The sequence below is a fragment of the Vibrio sp. 10N.222.48.A3 genome, assembly GCF_041475345.1.
Lineage (GTDB): Bacteria > Pseudomonadota > Gammaproteobacteria > Enterobacterales > Vibrionaceae > Vibrio > Vibrio tasmaniensis_A.
Map to the genome: position 1 here is coordinate 1 of NZ_JBFRVX010001067.1, position 551 is coordinate 551.

Consider the following 551-nt stretch of genomic DNA (forward strand, 5'->3'; position numbering starts at 1 on the left):
GGCTTACCTTCACTATTCATGAAAGATATAGGCTTAGAGTCTGCCGTCGATGATACATATATGTTCGGATTAAGAAGAAGGAACTGCTGTTCTTTTTCAGTTAATAGCAGCTTGTTTTTACTAACGACTAACAGAAGACGCCTTTGTATTTCGTTCAACCACTTTTTGCGAATATTAACAAGCTTGCTTGAGTTATCTTGGTTTATAGCGTTATTGATAATACCCAGCAACTTCCTATTTTCAGGCGTATCCAGCAAGGCAATAACATAATTATTTAAGGGTAAACCATCATGTAAGTTGACCGACAAAAATAACTCATAGGGGCTATTCATTAACTTGTTGTGCAGTAACACTCCATCATCAACAATGGCTAACGCATTCTCTCGAGCTACAGCAGCAATCGCGGTTTGATAGGATGAATATGACTTAAAAGAAGAAAATGGGAGAAGCGATTTCACAGAAGACGCGTTACTCGAGTCTTCAAAATAAGCCAGGTTTCGTCCCTTCATTAATAAGTGGCTTTCAATAGGCTCACTACTTAGGCTAACCAT

General features: G+C 38.5%; 1 pseudogene. It reads right to left on the reverse strand.

The features are described from left to right. Positions 1-458 (reverse strand): annotated as a pseudogene (locus AB4653_RS23680) (ATPase); the annotation flags it as partial. Between the last annotated feature and the right edge of the window lie 93 nt (positions 459-551).